Annotated in this window: 14 protein-coding genes, 1 tRNA gene and 2 pseudogenes; 3 read left to right on the forward strand and 14 right to left on the reverse strand. The window is 52.9% G+C overall.

Going from position 1 to position 17,026, the window contains the following annotated elements; translation table 11 throughout:
* Positions 1–91: 91 nt before the first annotated feature.
* From eno to SD71_RS03470, 6 genes and pseudogenes are all read right to left on the reverse strand, one after another.
* Complete coding sequence (gene eno / locus SD71_RS03445) at positions 92–1,384, reverse strand: phosphopyruvate hydratase (protein WP_041059435.1); 1,293 nt, start codon at positions 1,382–1,384, stop codon at positions 92–94.
* A gap of 65 nt (positions 1,385–1,449) precedes the next feature.
* The gene (gene gpmI / locus SD71_RS03450) at positions 1,450–2,988 is read right to left on the reverse strand and encodes a 2,3-bisphosphoglycerate-independent phosphoglycerate mutase (RefSeq protein WP_041059436.1); all 1,539 of its coding nucleotides are present in this window, start codon (positions 2,986–2,988) and stop codon (positions 1,450–1,452) included.
* A gap of 1 nt (position 2,989) precedes the next feature.
* Positions 2,990–3,742: a triose-phosphate isomerase gene (gene tpiA / locus SD71_RS03455; protein ID WP_041059439.1), complete on the reverse strand. Its 753-nt coding sequence runs from the start codon at positions 3,740–3,742 to the stop codon at positions 2,990–2,992.
* A 10-nt stretch (positions 3,743–3,752) separates the two neighbouring features.
* Positions 3,753–4,934: a phosphoglycerate kinase gene (locus SD71_RS03460; RefSeq protein WP_041059441.1), complete on the reverse strand. Its 1,182-nt coding sequence runs from the start codon at positions 4,932–4,934 to the stop codon at positions 3,753–3,755.
* A 128-nt stretch (positions 4,935–5,062) separates the two neighbouring features.
* Positions 5,063–6,067: a type I glyceraldehyde-3-phosphate dehydrogenase gene (gene gap, locus SD71_RS03465; RefSeq protein ID WP_041059444.1), complete on the reverse strand. Its 1,005-nt coding sequence runs from the start codon at positions 6,065–6,067 to the stop codon at positions 5,063–5,065.
* A gap of 104 nt (positions 6,068–6,171) precedes the next feature.
* A pseudogene (locus tag SD71_RS03470) lies at positions 6,172–7,193 on the reverse strand (sugar-binding transcriptional regulator).
* Positions 7,194–7,414: 221 nt separating this feature from the next.
* Here SD71_RS03470 and SD71_RS03475 point away from each other — a divergent pair.
* The 3 genes from SD71_RS03475 (at position 7,415) to sda (ending at position 8,963) form a co-directional block, all read left to right on the forward strand.
* Positions 7,415–7,489, forward strand: a tRNA-Arg gene (locus tag SD71_RS03475).
* Positions 7,490–7,888: 399 nt separating this feature from the next.
* Complete coding sequence (gene clpP, locus SD71_RS03480; protein ID WP_041059447.1) at positions 7,889–8,470, forward strand: ATP-dependent Clp endopeptidase proteolytic subunit ClpP; 582 nt, start codon at positions 7,889–7,891, stop codon at positions 8,468–8,470.
* A gap of 250 nt (positions 8,471–8,720) precedes the next feature.
* Complete coding sequence (sda, locus tag SD71_RS24655) at positions 8,721–8,963, forward strand: sporulation histidine kinase inhibitor Sda (RefSeq protein WP_041059453.1); 243 nt, start codon at positions 8,721–8,723, stop codon at positions 8,961–8,963.
* A gap of 128 nt (positions 8,964–9,091) precedes the next feature.
* Here the strand turns inward: sda and SD71_RS03490 are convergent, their stop codons facing one another.
* From SD71_RS03490 to SD71_RS03525, 8 genes and pseudogenes are all read right to left on the reverse strand, one after another.
* The gene (locus SD71_RS03490) at positions 9,092–9,853 is read right to left on the reverse strand and encodes an SIMPL domain-containing protein (RefSeq protein WP_041059455.1); all 762 of its coding nucleotides are present in this window, start codon (positions 9,851–9,853) and stop codon (positions 9,092–9,094) included.
* 122 nt (positions 9,854–9,975) lie between these two features.
* Complete coding sequence (locus tag SD71_RS03495) at positions 9,976–10,245, reverse strand: HPr family phosphocarrier protein (protein ID WP_041059457.1); 270 nt, start codon at positions 10,243–10,245, stop codon at positions 9,976–9,978.
* Between the two features lie 100 nt (positions 10,246–10,345).
* Positions 10,346–11,282 (reverse strand): annotated as a pseudogene (gene whiA / locus SD71_RS03500) (DNA-binding protein WhiA).
* A gap of 7 nt (positions 11,283–11,289) precedes the next feature.
* Positions 11,290–12,276 (reverse strand): gluconeogenesis factor YvcK family protein, encoded by a 987-nt coding sequence (locus tag SD71_RS03505; protein WP_041059460.1) that lies wholly within the window; start codon positions 12,274–12,276, stop codon positions 11,290–11,292.
* A 9-nt stretch (positions 12,277–12,285) separates the two neighbouring features.
* Entirely contained in the window at positions 12,286–13,176 is an 891-nt protein-coding gene (rapZ, locus tag SD71_RS03510; protein WP_041059463.1) for an RNase adapter RapZ, read from the reverse strand.
* Between the two features lie 81 nt (positions 13,177–13,257).
* Positions 13,258–14,208, reverse strand: coding sequence for an ROK family glucokinase (locus tag SD71_RS03515; protein WP_041059465.1), 951 nt, complete (start codon positions 14,206–14,208; stop codon positions 13,258–13,260).
* 40 nt (positions 14,209–14,248) lie between these two features.
* Positions 14,249–15,199 (reverse strand): thioredoxin-disulfide reductase, encoded by a 951-nt coding sequence (gene trxB, locus SD71_RS03520; protein ID WP_041059469.1) that lies wholly within the window; start codon positions 15,197–15,199, stop codon positions 14,249–14,251.
* Between the two features lie 42 nt (positions 15,200–15,241).
* Positions 15,242–16,972 carry a tetratricopeptide repeat protein gene (locus SD71_RS03525; protein WP_041059471.1) on the reverse strand — a complete coding sequence of 577 codons (1,731 nt, stop codon included), beginning with the start codon at positions 16,970–16,972 and terminating at the stop codon, positions 15,242–15,244.
* Positions 16,973–17,026: the final 54 nt, after the last annotated feature.

Genomic DNA, 17,026 nt, shown 5'->3' on the forward strand with positions numbered 1-17,026 from the left:
ATGGCATTTTGGAGGCGAAAAAAAAAGAGCAGACTGTGCTGTGAGGCGCACAAGAGTCTGCTCTTTCTGAGAAAGATGTTCTTTTGTTCGATTACTTCAACCCGCGAAGGTTATAGAATGCCGCTCTGCCGCCGTATTGTGCGATGGAGCCCAAACGGTCCTCGATGCGCAGCAATTGGTTGTACTTCGCCACGCGGTCGCTCCGGGACGGTGCGCCGGTTTTGATTTGTCCGGCATTCGTTGCTACGGCAATATCAGCAATCGTCGCATCCTCGGTCTCACCTGAACGGTGCGAGATGATCGCCGTGTAACCGGCCCGTTTCGCCATTTCGATCGCGTCGAAGGTCTCCGTCAGCGTACCGATTTGGTTAACTTTGACGAGAATCGAGTTCGCTACCTCTTTATTGATCCCGTCAGAGAGGCGCTCTGTGTTCGTTACGAACAGATCATCGCCGACAAGCTGTACTTTCCCGCCCAGTCGATCGGTGAGCAGCTTCCAGCCTTCCCAATCGTCCTCAGCGCAGCCGTCTTCGATGGAGATGATCGGATATTTCTGGGCCCAACCGGCCAGCAAGTCCACGAACTCAGCCGGTGTGTAGGATTTTCCTTCACCTTCAAGATGATATTTGCCGTCTTTGAAAAACTCGGTCGATGCAACGTCCATACCGAGGAAGATTTCTTCTCCCGCTTTGTAGCCGGCTTTCTCGATCGCTTCAAGAATCGTGCTGAGCGCTTCTTCATTGGAGCCCAGGTTCGGAGCGAATCCGCCTTCATCACCTACTGCAGTGTTCAGGCCCTTCGCTTTAAGAACCGATTTCAATGCGTGGAAAATTTCCGCACCCATGCGTAAAGCGTCCGCGAACGTCGGCGCCCCCACAGGAAGAACCATGAACTCTTGAATATCTACATTGTTGTCCGCATGCGCTCCGCCGTTGACGATGTTCATCATCGGCACGGGAAGGGTTTTAGCGTTCACCCCGCCGAGGTATGTGTACAGCGGCATATCGAGCGCGTCTGCGGCAGCTTTGGCTACAGCGATGGAAACACCGAGGATTGCGTTCGCACCCAGGTTGCCTTTATTCGGAGTTCCGTCCAGTTCGATCATTTTGCGGTCGATCACCACTTGATCCAGTGCATCGTAACCGATGATTTCCGGCGCGATCGTCGTGTTAACGTTCTCCACTGCCTTCAATACACCTTTACCCAGGTAACGGTCTTTGTCGCCGTCACGAAGCTCGACGGCCTCGTGAGCGCCTGTAGATGCACCGGAAGGAACGATCGCGCGGCCCAGCACGCCGGATTCCAGACGGACTTCCACTTCTACGGTCGGATTGCCGCGGGAATCCAAGACTTCACGTGCGTACACATCGGTAATAATCGTCATTAAGTAACACTCCTTATTAAAATTTAATGGGGCGAAACATATACATCTTATGGGTAAATCGTTAATCACACAAATAGAAGCGATTTCCCGGTCATCTGTTCCGGCTTGGGCAGCTCCATTAAAGAGAGAATAGTCGGCGCCACATCCGCCAGAATGCCGCCCTCCCGAAGCTTGCGTCCCTCCGCGGTAACGATACAAGGCACCGGATTCGTCGTATGTGCCGTGAACGGACGGCCTTCGTCGTCTATTACCATGTCCGCATTCCCATGGTCAGCCATAATAACACACACACCGCCTTGCGCCAGCACGGCATCTACTACCTTGCCGAGGCATTCGTCGGTGGCCTCCACCGCTTTGATCGTGGGCTCCAGCATGCCGGAATGCCCAACCATGTCGGGGTTCGCGAAGTTGAGGATAATGGCGTCATGACCGCCTGTTTCGATTTCTCTGACGGCGGCATCCGCCACCTCGTAAGCGCTCATCTCCGGCTTCAGGTCATAAGTGGCGACCTTCGGCGAATTGATGAGGACACGGGTCTCGCCCTCCAGCTGAACATCGCGGCCGCCGCTGAAGAAGAACGTAACATGCGGATACTTTTCGGTTTCCGCAATCCGCAGCTGCTTCTTGCCTTGCTGTACAAGAACTTCGCCTAGCGTGTTGTCCAGATCCTTCGGCTTGTAGGCAACAAAACCGCCGACCGATTCCGCGAACAGGGTCATACAGACGAAGTACAAATTTTTCGGAAAATGAGGACCCCGGTCAAAGCCGCGGAAGTCTTCATTCGTAAACACGTTGGACAACTGTATGGCGCGGTCCGGACGGAAGTTGAAGAAGATGACCGAGTCTTCCGATTCAACCAAGCCTACCGGTTTGGAGTCGCCGCCGACAATTACGGTAGGCATGACGAATTCATCGTATACCGATTTCTCGTAGGATTCCTTCACTGCTTGAACCGGATCCCGATATGCCGGTCCTTCGCCGTATACCATCGCGCGGTAAGACTTCTCCGTCCTCTCCCATCGCTTGTCGCGGTCCATTGCGTAGTAACGCCCCTGAACCGTGGCGATGCGGCCCACTCCAAGCTGGTCGATCGTGGATTGAAGCTGCTGAAGATAACCGACGGCGCTGTCCGGCGACACGTCGCGGCCGTCCAGGAACGCATGAATATAAACGTCATCGAACTCTTCTTTCTTCGCAAGCTCCAGCAGAGCGAACAGATGGGCGATATGGCTGTGCACACCGCCGTCCGAAAGCAAGCCGTACAGGTGAAGCTTTTTATTATTGTTCTTCGCATGACGCACGGCATCGACGAGCGTCTGATTATCGAAAAACTCCTGGTCGCGGATCGACTTGGAAATACGCGTCAAATCCTGATAGACAATTCTTCCGGCACCGATGTTGAGGTGTCCCACTTCGGAATTCCCCATCTGGCCTCCCGGCAGGCCGACGGCTTCGCCGCACGCCGTTAACGTCGTGTGAGGGAACGTATTCCAGTAGCGGTCGAAATTCGGTTTATTGGCCTGAGCAACGGCATTGCCGTGAATGCTTTCACGTAATCCGAAGCCGTCCAGTATGATGAGGGCTACCGGTTTTGGTGCTGACATATTACTTCGCCCCCTGGACCAATGCTGCATAGGATGCCGGTTCGAGGCTTGCGCCCCCGACCAGAGCCCCGTCGATATCGGGTTGCCCTACGTATTCCGCCACATTGTTCGGTTTAACGCTTCCGCCGTACTGAATACGGACGTTGTCCGCAACTTCTGCGTTGTACAGCCCTTTAATGACATCACGGATAAAGCTGATTACTTCGTTGGCATCCTCGGCTGTGGAGGATTTGCCGGTTCCGATCGCCCAGATCGGCTCGTAAGCGATCACAAGCGCCGAAGCCTGCTCATCGCTCAGTCCGGCCAACGCGGCTTCGGTTTGAACCCGGCATACCGTTTTGGTTTGACCGGCTTCCCGCTCCTCCAGCTTTTCACCGACACAGATGATGGGAATCAAGCCATGACGGAAGGCGGCATGAGCTTTCTTATTTACGGTCTCGTCCGTTTCCCCAAAATATTGGCGGCGTTCCGAATGACCGATGATGACGTAATGCACACCAAGGTCTTTCAGCATTGGGCCGCTGACTTCACCCGTGAATGCGCCGTTGTCCTCAAAATGGAGATTCTGGGCGCCTATTTTGATCTTTGTTCCTTTCACGGCTTCCGCAAGCGCCGGCAGAGTGGTGAAAGGCGCGCAAATAACACTCTCCACGCCCGACACCTCTGCTTCTCCCTTTAATTCGGAGACGAAAGCAGCCGCTTCTGAGGCCGTTTTAAACATTTTCCAGTTCCCTGCGATGATCGGAGTTCTCATATTACCCACCTCATTTATCGTTCAGTGCGACAACGCCAGGAAGGGGCTTGCCCTCCATGAATTCAAGAGACGCGCCGCCGCCTGTGGAAATGTGGTTCATTCGATCGGCCAGCTTGAATTTCTCCGCAGCCGCTGCCGAGTCCCCGCCGCCGATTATGGTATACGCATCCGTCTCTGCACAGGCTTGTGCGACTGCACGCGTTCCATGCGAGAACGGCTCTATTTCAAAAACGCCCATCGGTCCGTTCCACACGACGAGCTTTGAGTTTTTGATCACGTCAGCAAAGATCTCCCGCGTTTCAGGCCCGATATCGACGCCTTCCCATTGCGCGGGAATGTGGTCCGTATCGACGATTCGGGTGTTGGCGGTCGCGCTGAAATCGTCGGCCGCGACAATGTCTACCGGCAGATACAGCTTTTTGCCTGATCTTTCGGCCTTCTCTATAAATTCCAACGACTGCTCCAGCTTGGAATTGTCGAGAAGCGATTTGCCGATTTCTTTGCCTTGCGCTTTGAGGAATGTATAGGTCAATCCCCCGCCGATGAGGATGTTGTCTGCGATCTCAATCATTTTGTTAATCACGTCGATCTTGTCTTTCACCTTGGAACCGCCCACGATGGCGGTAAAGGGGCGTTCCGGATTGTTCAGCGCTTTGCCGAGCACATCCAGCTCCTTCTCCATTAACAAGCCGGACACGGCCGGAAGATGGTGTGCGATGCCTTCCGTTGACGCATGAGCACGGTGCGCGGCGCCGAATGCGTCGTTCACGTACAGGTCAGCCAATCCGGCGAAAGCTTGTGCCAACTCGGAATCGTTGCTTTCTTCACCCGGGTGGAAACGCACATTTTCGAGCAGCAGCACGTCCCCGTTTTTCAAGCTGTCGGCTTTTGCTTTTACCGTTTCGCCTACTACCTCATCCGCTTTCGCGACTGGCTTGCCTAGCAGCTCGGACAACCGTGCGGCAACAGGCGTCAGCCGCAGCTCCTCAACGACCTGCCCTTTAGGCCGGCCTAAGTGGCTGGCAAGAATAACTCGAGCACCGTTCTCCATTAAATAACGAATCGTAGGCAGTGTCTCGCGTATGCGGGTATCATCTGTGATGGCACCGTTCTCCAGCGGTACGTTAAAATCCACGCGGACAAACACTTTCTTGCCGGCGACGTCTACGTCTCTAACGCTTTTCTTGTTCAACTCGCAATCCTCCCTCAATCAACATGAAACTCCGCAGTCTACTTGTGAGTCTCGGCTAATAGACCGGATGTAAAACGTGTCCCGGCTTGCAGAGCAATCCGGGACGAAGTTATTTCGGGATATTCGTATTACAGACCTTTGCTTGCGATGTATGCGGCCAGGTCAACAACGCGGTTGGAATAGCCCCACTCGTTATCGTACCAGGAAAGAACTTTCACCATGTTGCCTTCTACGACCATTGTGGACAACGCATCAATTGTGGACGAAGCCGGGTTGCCGTTGTAGTCTCTCGACACAAGCGGCTCTTCGGAGTACTCCATAATGCCTTTGAGCGGGCCTTCAGAAGCAGCTTTCAGAGCGGCGTTCACCTCATCAACCGTGACATTTACTTTAAGCTCCGCAACGAGGTCGGTGATGGATACGTTCGGAGTCGGCACACGCATGGACAGACCGTTCAATTTGCCTTTCAGCTCGGGCAGCACCAAGGAGACCGCTTTGGCGGCACCGGTCGAGGACGGAATGATGTTTTCCGCTGCGGCACGGGCACGGCGAAGGTCCTTGTGCGGCACATCAAGCACGCTTTGGTCGTTCGTGTACGAGTGAATGGTGGTCATCATACCTTTCACGATCCCGAATTGATCGTTGATCACCTTCGCGAACGGCGCTAAACAGTTGGTTGTGCAGGAAGCGTTGGAGATGATCGTATGCTGGGCAGGATCGTATTTGTCATGGTTGACGCCCATTACCACTGTAATATCTTCATTGGTTGCAGGAGCGGAAATGATAACTTTTTTGGCTCCGCCTTTCAGGTGAAGCTCCGCCTTTTCTTTAGCGGTGAAAATACCTGTAGACTCAACGACGATTTCCGCCCCTACAGAAGCCCAAGGGAGCGCTCCAGGATCGCGTTCGGCGAACACTTTGATTGTTTTTCCGTTAACGATAATAGCACCTTCGGCGGCTTCAACCGTTCCGTCGAACCGGCCGTGTGTCGTATCCCACTTCAAAAGGTGAGCGAGCGTATTAACGTCGGTAAGATCGTTGATGGCCACGATCTCAACATCGGAGTTTTTGAAAGAAGCGCGGAATACGTTGCGGCCGATACGGCCAAATCCATTAATACCAACCTTTACCACAATAATTTCCTCCTTGGAATTTCATTGTTTATTGATCTATACTTTCAAGCGCTGATGCGCTAAGACCACAATAAGTATGATTACCCTCTTTGCATGCCAAGGCTTCAAATATGTTTCAAAGCTTCGTGTGCCGCCGCTTCGTCTGTTACCAGAACGTCATCGTGCCCGAATCTCAACACGGAAGCGATCGCTTCGCCTTTGCTGCGCCCGCCTGCTATGCCGATTACGATACCGGCAGCTTCGATATCCTCGAGACGAAGCCCTGCGGTCGCCATCCGGTGAACGACTTTGCCGCTTCGGTCGAAGTAGTAGCCGAACGCCTCGGCTAACGCTCCATCCTTGAGCAATTCACCCTTCGTGTCATCACTGAGCTTCCGCCGGCGAGCCATGGTCAGCGCGTCTCCGATGCCGTGAACGACAATACGGGCGCTGCGGATCATATCGACCACTTCCCGAACGTTAGGCTCCTGCATGATCGTTTGATAAGCCTCTTCTCTTAAATGATCCGGTACATGCAGCATCCGGTATCTGGCTCCGGTTCGCTTGGCTAACTCGGCGGCGATCGTGTTCGCTTGGTAATCCACACTCTCTCCGAGCCTCCGCGTGCGGGCACGAACCAATTGTCTTTCAGGGTAAAAGCTGTGGAAAATTGAGCGGCCATTCTCGCCATCGACGTGCCGCCCATAACGGCAACGACGTCTCCTGCAGACAAGCTGTCTCTCAGCACTTTGCCGGCCGCACGGCCCATTTCGCGCTTCGTTGCCGCGGATGTGTCGGAATCTCCGGGGACGATGACAACCTGCTTTAAGCCGAAAGCTTCACGAACGGCTTCTTCCAAAGCCGTCAAGCCGAATATTTCCTTAATGATCGGCTCCATCTCTTCTACAAGCTGCCGGCCGGCGTCGCTAAGGGTCATGCCGGAGGTTCCCGTGTCAAGCAGTCCCTGCGAGCGCAGGAGATCCAAATCCGCTCTCAGGACGCGTTCTGTGAGATCCAGGTTGGCCGCCAGCGTCCTGCGGCCGATTGTTCCGGCTGCGGCTATCCGGTGAAGAATTTCATACCTTTTCTGCATGACTTGCATGAGATCGGGCAGCAACTTCTTTTGAATCTCAACAATATTTCGCATTCTTTCCGCGTAACCTCCTGGGAACCGGATGGTGATCGTCGGTAATCCTGCGAATCCGATGGTTGGACGTAAAACGTCCCGACGTATCTTTTTAAGTCCCACCTCTATATTATCGAATATACAACAGCGTTGCAACTCCGCAAAAGGAATAAATTTTCCAGCCCCATTCAGCTTGCTTTTTGGCTTGGCATCCCATATAATAATTCTTGCTGTCACAATGTGCGCCCGTGGTCCAACGGATATGACGTAGGCCTCCGGAGCCTGAGATCGAGGTTCGATTCCTCGCGGGCGCGCCAAATTTAACCAACCAATAGCATTCAACACAACCGGCCGTTCCATACGGCCGGTTTTTTTGCGCCCTCGTCTGTCCGTGAAATCGTGATTCAGGTCGTGTACAGAGGAAAAGGAATGCCCCTGGAAAGTGGAACGGCCGCCTTTGAAATCGAGTTGTGTCGGTAATAATAGTTCATGACAACTTGATGGTTTCAGGGGTCCCTGCAAAGTAATCGGATTAAGCTTCGTTAGCATAACGTCACTTTGTGGGGAAGAGCAGCGGTGGAAGGGGCATCCTTTTTCGGCGTACACTTCTCCCTGAATCAAAGAATTTCAGTGGACAGATCCTCTTTGACTTTCTTTGACTTTTACATTTGAATTCGATATGATAAATTACAAAGACATGAGGAGGGACGCCGAATATGAGTTTTGTACCAATGGTTGTCGAGCAAAGCAATCGAGGAGAACGTGCATACGATATTTATTCCCGTCTGCTTAAAGATCGAATCGTTTTTCTGGGCACTCAGGTAAATGACGTGGTTGCCAACTCCATTATTGCCCAACTGCTATTCTTGGCAGCCGAGGATCCTGACAAGGATATTCATTTGTATATTAACAGCCCCGGCGGTTCCATCACAGCCGGTATGGCGATTTATGATACGATGCACTTCATCAAACCCGATGTGTCCACCATCTGTGTGGGCATGGCGGCGTCTATGGGCGCGTTCCTTCTTGCTGCCGGTGCTAAAGGCAAGCGTTTCGCATTGCCGAACAGCGAGGTTATGATTCACCAGCCGCTCGGCGGCGCTGAAGGTCAGGCCAGCGACATTGAAATTCGCGCTCGACGCATTTTGAAGCTGCGCGATAAGCTGAACGGAATTCTGTCCGAACGTACCGGCCAACCGTTGGAGCGAATCGACAAGGACACCGACCGCGACAACTTTATGGACGCCGAAGCGGCTAAAAATTACGGGCTTATCGACAAAGTCATCGAAAAAGTCTGATGAGTCTGGGAACACAAAAAGCGGGCGCAGGCCCGCTTTTTTTCTATGTGATCACACCAACTGAAATTCACTCGCACCCAGGTCGAAAGAAGTCGGCATTTATCATAGCCCCATTTTCCTGTCAAGTCATTTTCAAACCGTTGAATCCCCCATCTGCTCATCCACAATCCGTGGTATGCTTACTTCTGAGGTAATTCCAATTACCTCCACTTCTAGTTAGCACCTAGGAATTTTGGAAGAGGGGATTCTGATGGCACAACGTTCCTACCCTTATTTGGTAAGTAAGGATGACCGACAATCAAACGCCGCACCGGTCGATGTGATGGCCGATCGCCGCCTCAGCGACAAGGCTTCGCTCTTGCGCCCGCTGCAAGATGAGCACTTGCTCGAAGTGTACCGCGAGGCCAAGAAGTTGAATCTGTCCAGCGAATTCATCGAGCTATTGGAAGAAGCCATCTCCATGCGTCAATTGGAGCATTTGCAGCAGGCTTGATTATTATATACACGAACAATCTCACACCGTTATCGCCGCTCCTTGGAGCGGCGGTTTTCATTTTGTCCGGACACAAAAAAAGGCCATCCCCTTAGTCTTCACAGACCTCCTGGAACAGCCGGATACTCTTATTGCATATTATACTGCACGGTGACTGAAGTCGTGATCTGGATCTGTCCCGATTGAACGGAGGAAGAGGAACGCTGCGCCAGATCCTCTGCGAACATTGCGGATTCAGCTGTGGTACTCATGATAATAGGATTGTTTGCTACGCTGCCTTGCACGATGTTAACGACGCCTTTGAGCTGACGATTGGCAGACGTTGCAAGTACGTCGGCCTTGGCAGACGCATTAGCCATTGCCTTCTTCAAAGCTTCGAGTTCGTATTGTTCTTTTTTCTCGGTATCGAATTGAACGCCGTCCATCCGGTTTGCCCCGGCCGCAGACAGCGCGTCCAGCAGCTTCCCGATTTCCGGCAGCTTCCGGTAAGTGACCTGGATGGAGTGAACAGCCAGATAACCTTTTAACACTTGGCCTTCCTTTTCCGTAAAGTTATATTCCGGCTGTACTCGGAAGCCGGTCGTCTTCACGTCTTTTTTCTCGATCCCGAATGTCTCGTACAGCGTTTTCTCCACTGCCGCAAATTTGTCGGCATTCGCCTTTTGCGCATCGCCCGCCTTCGCTCCCCGGGTTTCTACCGCGACATTCAAGTAAGCGACATCCGGTTCAACCATAATGGATCCGTTGGCACCGACGGTAACCGTATTCGAAGCGGTTGCCGGAACACCTTCCGCCGCCACGACAGCCGGCCCCTCTCTACCCATTCCAAACCAACCGATAACGACAACTGCCACTGCAAGGATCAAGACCTGTACGCCGCGCTGTTTCATCCATAAACCCCTTTCAAGTGTTTGACCTATGGACGCAACAAGCCCGGATAATGTTTCAATTATTCTCAATATAAACAATAAAATGCAAAAAGCTCCCTCTCGGGAGCTTCAGCGTCGATAAATTATTGGTTCTCCAGTTCTTCTTTGCTTACCAGTTGAACTAAAGCGGTTACAGCTTGCTCGGCATCGGAACCGTCCGCACTGATGGCGACTTCCGTGCCGGAGCTGATTGCCAGACTCATAATACCCATGATGCTCTTGGCATTAACTTTCTTTTCATCCTTCTCTACAAACACATCGGACGAAAATTTATTGGCTTCCTGCACGAAAAGCGCCGCCGGTCTGGCGTGAAGCCCCGTTTTTAGCCGAACAACCACCGGCTGTCTCGTCATGGACCGGATACCCCCTATTATTGATTCGTCCCTCGAAGGGACCCCGCACATGGGTTTCTTTGCTATTATACCATTGTTCGGAACAAAAGCGCCACACGCTTTATGCGCCGCCGTTTCGGATTTTTTCCGCCCATTCGTCCAGCTTGCGGAGCCTATGGTTCACTCCCGATTTGCTGACCTGACCCTTCAGTAAGTCTCCGACTTCTTTAAGATTGATATCGGGATGCTGAAGCCTCACCTCGGCAACTTCGCGCAGCTTTTCAGGCAAGTTATTAAGACCGACTTCTTTCTGCAAAAGCTTGATATTATCGATCTGCCGGACAGCCGCTCCGATCGTCTTGTTCAGGTTGGCCGTTTCGCAATTGACGATCCGGTTCACGGAATTGCGCATATCCCTCATGATGCGGACATCCTCGAATTTGAACAACGCCTGATGGGCGCCGATAATGCTCAGGAATTCAATGATCTTCTCGCCCTCTTTGAGGTAAAGGATGAAACCCTTTTTGCGTTTCGATGAAACGAGCATTCAATTGAAATTTGTTCGCCAGCTCTACCAGCGCTTTGCAGTGCTCCTCATACATAGAAGAGATCTCCAAGTGATAGGAGGAACCCTCCGGATTATTAACAGACCCGCCTGCAAGGAAGGCGCCGCGCAAATAGGCCCGTTTGCAGCACGGTTTACGCACCAGATTCTTGTCGATGCTCGGATGGAACACAAAGCCTTCCGTGGCAATGGCAAGCTCTTTCAGTATGTCCTCGACGCCCGCCGGAATCCGAACTACATACACGTTGTTCTTTTTAAGCCGCATTTTCTTACGAACCAACAGCTCGGTAGGCACTTTAAAATGTCGCTTGAGCAGAGTGTACATTCGGCGCGAGATCGCGGCATTTTCCGTGGCAAAGTCCAGAACGACCCGCTTGCTCGAGAGCGAGACCGTTCCGTTCATACGGATCAGCGCAGACAGTTCAGCCCGCTCGCAGCAGGTGTCGGAGTCCACCATCGTCAATTCTTTTTTTGTAAGCGCCGCAAATGACATGCCTGTTTCACCCCTTTCGCAACATCCAGTCTTCTACCAGTTGATAAATATGTTGGCTTAACTTGGCGGCATCGTGGCGCAGATACGTGCGGAACAGCACCAAACGATCGGCGATCACTTTGTAGCCTCTCCGCGTTACCTCCTCCAAATCCAGATGAACGGCCTTCGCACCTTTTTCGGCATACAGGTCCTGAACTTGCGAAGGAATTTCCCCGTCGTTCACGATGACATAATCGAACAAATGATGACCGATATGCGAGTGGATGGCCTCCAAATGATCGCTCACCGAATAATTATCAGTCTCCCCCGGCTGTGTCATCACATTGCACACAAACAGCTTTACCGCATCGGAGTTGATGATGGCTTCGGCGAGCTTAGGCACGATCAGATTCGGAATAATGCTCGTATATAAACTGCCGGGACCGATCAATATCGCATCTGCCGCCCGAAGCGCTTCGACCGCCTCCGGCAGAGCCTCCACGGCCTCCGGCTCAATGAATACTCTGCGAATAGTTCCGCCCGCTTTCGGAATGGAGGACTCGCCGACAACAATGGAACCGTCCATCATTTCGGCTTTCAACACAATCGCTTGATTCGCTGCTGGCAATACACGTCCCCGCACCGCCAGCACACGGCTTAACTCCGTAATCCCGGTGACGAAATCGCCGGTGATATCCGTCATAGCCGCCAATATCAGATTTCCCAAGCTGTGACCCGCTAAACCTGTCCCGTTATGGAATCGGTATTGCAGCACTTCAGCGAGCAGCGGCTCTGTATCCGCCAGAGAAGAGATAACGCTTCGAATATCGCCAGGCGGCGGAATTTGCAGCTCTTCCCGAAGAATGCCGGAGCTGCCGCCATCATCGGCGACGGTTACGATCGCGGTAATGTCAAGCGGTTTTTGCTTAAGTCCGCGGAGCATAACAGACAACCCTGTGCCGCCGCCAATGACGACAATTCGCGGTTTACGGGCCAGATTCCGATTTTGTTGCATTGCATCACCTCAACTTTGACGGTCACGTTCCGCGTCACGATGACTGACACGTACCTTTTCCGTTTCACTGGAGCCCAGCATGCGCCCCAAATATTCCGCGATCGACACGGACCGATGCTTTCCACCGGTGCAGCCGATTCCGATCACAACCTGACTCTTTCCTTCTTTCTGATACAGAGGAATGAGGTATTGCAGCATATCGAGAAGTTTCGAGAGGAATGTCTGGGTCTCCGGCCACTTCATCACATAGTCGTACACATCCGGATCTTGCCCTGTTTTCGGACGCAGCTGCTCAACGTAATGGGGATTCGGCAGGAACCGGCAATCGAAAATCAAATCCGCATCGATCGGAACACCGTACTTGAATCCGAACGAGGTTACATTGATGGAAATGTTATTGCGGTCGAGATTTGTAAAGCGGCTGATGATTTTCTCTTTCAACGCAGCCGGCTTGAGAATGCTCGTATCGATAACTTGAGTAGCCCAGCCTTTCAGATCCTCAAGCAGCTTTCTCTCTAATTGTATGCCGTCCAGCGGCATGCCGTCCGGTGCGAGCGGATGCCGCCGGCGGCTTTCTTTGTAGCGCTGCACTAACACCGAGTCGGTGGCGTCAAGAAACAAGATTTCGTAATGAATGGTGTTTTGCTCACGAATGAAAGAGAGCGACTCGGACAACGCCGTGAAAAATTCCCTGCCCCGCAGATCGATAACCAACGCAACCTTGGCAATCCGTCCCTGCGACTGCTCGATCAATTCGGCAAATTTCGGTATGAGCACCGGCGGCAAATTATCTACACAGAAGAAACCTAAATCCTCCAGACTCTGAACCGCAATCGTTTTGCCCGCTCCCGACATTCCGGTGATGATTACCAGTGTCGGCTGCGACGTCATTGTCTCCATGAAAGATCCCCTCCCAAGCCGCGATTAATGACAGAGCGCCTGAGCCGCCGTCAAGGACGGCGGTGCAGGCGCCAGCTAAAGTTACGCGCGAAGGAACAAACCTGCTGCCCCAACGACACCGGCATTGTTACCCAACTCGGCGGCCACAATCTCGACCCCGTCCTTGGCATTGCCTGGCGTCAATTTATTGAATACTTCGCGGATTTGCGCAAAAAAGAATTCCCCTGCTTTACTGACCCCTCCGCCGATGATGAATCTTTGGGGATTGAGGACGATTGCCACAGCCGCAAGCGATTTACCTAAATAATAGGCCGCCCGGCTGACGATTCGCTGCGCGACTTCATCGCCTTCCTTCGCTGCGTCCAAAACATCCTTCGCAGTGATCTCTTCCAGTAACGCGAGCGGCGTCTTGTCGCCGCGTTCCACAGCGTCACGGGCCATCCGGATAATACCGGTTGCGGATGATACGGTCTCAAGACAGCCCATCATTCCGCAGCCGCATTGGATAGCCTCGAGATCCGGGACAATCGACAAGTGGCCAAGCTCTCCAGCCATACCTTTGAAGCCTTCAATCAACCGATTATTAAGAATAATGCCTCCGCCGACGCCGGTGCCCAGCGTATAACAGACGCAGTTGGCAACCCCTCGGCCGGCGCCGCCCCATGACTCTCCGAGCGCGGCAACATTCGCGTCGTTGTTCATCTTTACAGGCTTTCCGAGTTTCTCCTGCATGATTTGCGTCAGCGGCACGTCTTTGAAGGGCAGATTAGGCGAGGAATTAACGATTCCGGCCGGAATATCCAAAAACCCGGGGACACCGATGCCTACGCCGGCCACTGCGTCCCATTCCGGGGTGCCGGGAGGCACGAGCAATTTCACGTAAGCTTCGATATTGGAAAGAATGGCATCGCTGCCACCCGCGGCCTCTGTCGCGCCCTCATAGGTACGGAGCAGATCCCCTGCGGCAGTGCAGAGTCCAACCTTGATGGTCGTACCACCCAAATCTACGCCGACGTACAATGTTTCTGACATGTTAGCGGACACCTCAACAGGTATAATGATCGCTCCTCAATTAACCGAGCGTTTGGCTCCAATCGTGAACCGGCGCGCCTTCCAGGAACTTCTCGCAATCGAGAGCGGCCATACAACCGGTCCCGGCAGCGGTAATGGCTTGACGGTATTTGTGGTCTTGCACGTCGCCGCAGGCGAACACACCCGGTACGTTGGTCTCCGAGGTGCCTGGCTTCACTTTGATATAGCCAAGCTCATCCGTCTCAATCTGATTGTCCAAAAATTTCGTGTTCGGTGTATGTCCGATCGCAACGAACAGGCCTTGTGTTTCAATGATTTCCTCACGGCCCGTCTCATTATTGCGAACCTTCAACCCGGTAACGCCTGCGTCGCCTGCAACGACTTCCAAAGGGGTACGGTTCATGGCCCAGGTGATCTTGCTGTTCTCCCGCGCACGATCCTGCATAATTTTGGAGGCTCTCATTTCCTCCCGGCGATGAACCAGCGTGACCTCGGAAGCAAAGCGGGTCAAGAAGTTAGCTTCTTCCATAGCCGAGTCTCCGCCGCCGACGACGATGATCTTTTTGCCGCGGAAAAAGAATCCGTCACAGGTAGCGCATGTGCTCACGCCATGTCCGACATTATCCCGTTCTCCGGGAATACCCATGTATTTGGCGGAAGCGCCCGTTGAGATAATCAGGCTTTCAGCTTGCAGCGTCTCTCCGCCTTCGAGAGAAAGCGTGAACGGACGTTTGGACATATCGACTTTGTTAATCCAGCCTGTGCGGAATTCCGCGCCGAAACGCTCCGCCTGCTTGCGCATATTAGCCATTAAATCCGGACCCATAATGCCGTCGGGAAATCCCGGAAAGTTCTCCACATCCGTCGTGGTCGTTAACTGGCCGCCGGGTTCGGGACCTTCAATAACCAGTGGAGCCAAATTCGCACGTGCCAAATAAATGGCCGCCGTTAATCCTGCAGGCCCGGTTCCGATAACAATCGTCTTATGCATGTTTCTTCCTCCTAGCTTCCGCTGCGTCATTGTAGGCGTCTATTAGTGAAAAGAAGGCGTTGTTAAATCCAGTTTCTCGCGGATTCCGCACGCTTCGTCTATCCTGTTCGCATAACGGCTGATGCTTGCTTGAGATACCCCGTACCGGTTCACCAGATCCGCGTAGGTTACTGTCCTGCGGTGCATCTTCGCCGTCCAGTATTCAAGCGCGGCGGCCCAGCCGGTTGACTTGTGGAGCTTGGGAACCTCCGGGTATACCCGGGACAGATAATCAACCCACAATGTCATCATATCATGCTGCTGCACCACATCATATCGGCCGGACATACCTTCCAGCGCTTGTTCCAGTACCGCTTGCCACGCGTTGTCCCACACCGGAAGTCTTGCCGATTTGCGCCTTGCTTCCAAAGTGAGCGTCCGTCCGCTGAACGTAACGGTCAATGCATCCTGCACTCCGATCGAACGAAGGACAAGCACGGCTACCCGCTTCAGCTCGTCGTCCTCGTCCGCATCAATCAGAAACGCTTTGAGCGCTTCGATCACTTCCTCGTCGGCAACCAGCCCGAGCGCCTGGATCACCTGAACTTTCGTCTTCCGGTCACCGTGTCGCAGCGCCCAGAAGAACGACGAACGAATCAAAGGCTCGCGCTTTAGCGCCTCCGTGACTTGACCGGGACTGTTCTCCCATTGCTTGAACTGCTCCTCGAAGGGAAGATGATAATGATAATGAGTCGGTGCCCGTTCTTCTCCTTTGCGGACCTTATCAAGCTTATCCAGATAAAAAGAAGGCACGGGAGACTGCGGATCGAGCTTTTCTGCCTGTTTCCAATGTCTCTCCGCATCGTCATACCTGAGCAGATTGGTGGCCGCAACTGCGGCAAAATGGTGCAGGCTCGGCTCGCCGGCCAATTCGCCCGTCCTTAACAGACGGCGGAAATGGCTGTAAGCCTCCCGGTGTTCGCCGACAATACCGAGTGTGGTGGCCATCTTGAACACATGCTCGGGGTGGAAGGGCACCGTTTTGTTGAGCTTCTCGATCAATTCGCGGAGCGGCTCTTCCTGATTCGAATGCTGATAGAATATCGCCAGGTTGCAAAGTGCATGCAGGTTGCCCGGTTCCGCGTCCAGAACTTCGGTGATCGTGGCTACAGACTGATCAAACAATCCCATATAGTAGTATGCCAGTCCCAAGTTGTTCCTTGCCGCTAAAAAATCAGGTTGGCGTTGTATAATTTCTTCCAATATTTTGACGGCTTCGGCGAAATGTCCCGCTTCGAGCAATTCACGCGCCTTATCATGAGCGTAAATATTCTCCCGTGACTTGATCGTGGAAATCTTCGTCGGCCGGTTCAGTTCATAGTTCAACAGATCAAGCAGCTCGTCCGCTTCATCCAAAAACTGTCCGTCCAGGTCATTCTCCAAGTAACGGACCAACGCTTCTTCAGCCGCTTCGTATAATTCCATGTTGGCATAGTTGTTCGCCAAGTAGTAATAACATTCGGTCATCGCAGGATCGATCTGATCCAGCACGGAGCGAAGGATTACATTGGATTCCTCGTAACGTCCCATCTCCGACAGAATACCTGCCATATTGCAATGGTTGACCGGATTCTCCGGTTCGTATTCCACGGCGCGGCGGAAATATTTCAATGCCTTGTCATAGTGATAACGATCCAGCGACTGTACGGCCCGTTCAAAGAAGAAGGTAGCATCCAGACGCATCGGGATCACTTTGGGACGACGGTTTTTGGCCGCACGTTTCCGCTGACTCATCGGCAAGGCACCTCCTAAGTTGTTGTTTATGTTAACAAGATTATACCACAGCAG

Source organism: Cohnella kolymensis (assembly GCF_000829465.1).
GTDB lineage: Bacteria > Bacillota > Bacilli > Paenibacillales > Paenibacillaceae > Cohnella > Cohnella kolymensis.

Excerpts from the sequence above, each read along its gene's own strand:
- SD71_RS03495 (WP_041059457.1), bottom strand. The coding sequence starts at position 10,245 with ATGACGAGACAGCCGGTGGTTGTTCGGCTAAAAACGGGGCTTCACGCC.
- eno (WP_041059435.1), bottom strand. The coding sequence starts at position 1,384 with ATGACGATTATTACCGATGTGTACGCACGTGAAGTCTTGGATTCCCGC.
- trxB (WP_041059469.1), bottom strand. The coding sequence starts at position 15,199 with ATGCATAAGACGATTGTTATCGGAACCGGGCCTGCAGGATTAACGGCG.
- gpmI (WP_041059436.1), bottom strand. The coding sequence starts at position 2,988 with ATGTCAGCACCAAAACCGGTAGCCCTCATCATACTGGACGGCTTCGGA.
- tpiA (WP_041059439.1), bottom strand. The coding sequence starts at position 3,742 with ATGAGAACTCCGATCATCGCAGGGAACTGGAAAATGTTTAAAACGGCC.
- SD71_RS03525 (WP_041059471.1), bottom strand. The coding sequence starts at position 16,972 with ATGAGTCAGCGGAAACGTGCGGCCAAAAACCGTCGTCCCAAAGTGATC.
- SD71_RS03515 (WP_041059465.1), bottom strand. The coding sequence starts at position 14,208 with ATGTCAGAAACATTGTACGTCGGCGTAGATTTGGGTGGTACGACCATC.
- rapZ (WP_041059463.1), bottom strand. The coding sequence starts at position 13,176 with ATGGAGACAATGACGTCGCAGCCGACACTGGTAATCATCACCGGAATG.
- SD71_RS03490 (WP_041059455.1), bottom strand. The coding sequence starts at position 9,853 with ATGAAACAGCGCGGCGTACAGGTCTTGATCCTTGCAGTGGCAGTTGTC.
- clpP (WP_041059447.1), top strand. The coding sequence starts at position 7,889 with ATGAGTTTTGTACCAATGGTTGTCGAGCAAAGCAATCGAGGAGAACGT.
- sda (WP_041059453.1), top strand. The coding sequence starts at position 8,721 with ATGGCACAACGTTCCTACCCTTATTTGGTAAGTAAGGATGACCGACAA.
- SD71_RS03505 (WP_041059460.1), bottom strand. The coding sequence starts at position 12,276 with ATGCAACAAAATCGGAATCTGGCCCGTAAACCGCGAATTGTCGTCATT.